Genomic DNA, 805 nt, shown 5'->3' on the forward strand with positions numbered 1-805 from the left:
CGTGATTGGTCAAAAACAAGCGCATGTCGCCACCAAAGAAGGTTTGTTCAATACTTGGAGAAATCCAAACTCCGATACCAATCAACAGTAAAATCACTGGCATAAGAACCAACGCATGCCATCCATTAGGTAGACGATTACGCAGAGATTGAGGTATCAGAGCCCACAAGCCCCCCATGACCATGGTGCTCAATGGCAACACAAACAACATCACCACGACCGTAATCAGATGATCTTCGACTATCGGAGCAAACCATAACCCGGCAAGGAAACCGATGATGACGGTCGGCAGTGCTTCCATCAATTCAATGGACGGCTTAACCACTCGACGCATGCGTGGCGACATAAAATACGCCGTATAAATAGCGCCTAGCACCGCCAAAGGCACTGAAAACAGCATCGCAAACATAGCCGCTTTTATCGTGCCGAACGCAATCGGCACCAAGCTAAATTTGGCTTCAAAGTTATCGCTGGCCGATGTAGATTGCCATACAAATTCAGGCTCTGGATAGCCTTCGTACCACACTTTCTGCCACAGTGAAGAAAGCGAGACTTCAGGGTAAGAGTTATCGACCTCCGCCACCTTTAACGAGTCATCATTCCAAGTAATCAGATAGCGTTCATTGTTCGACATTGCCGCCATCGCAGGCGCTTGTTTATAAGCTCGCTTAAACAACACCAGTTTTTCACTGGTCGTGTAATGACTCTGAAGCGTACCGTTGGTGTAGAAACTGTAGAATCCTTTGCGGTGTGAATCTGGCAATAAGTATTTAAGTTCAGACGCTAATTTGAAGTCACGAATATG

The 805-nt window shown here is 46.6% G+C and carries 1 pseudogene; it reads right to left on the bottom strand.

What is annotated here, in order from left to right:
- Positions 1 to 805: pseudogene (locus tag R7P74_RS25850) on the bottom strand (ABC transporter permease subunit); the annotation flags it as partial.

The sequence above is a fragment of the Vibrio sp. 2033 genome (assembly GCF_033339735.1).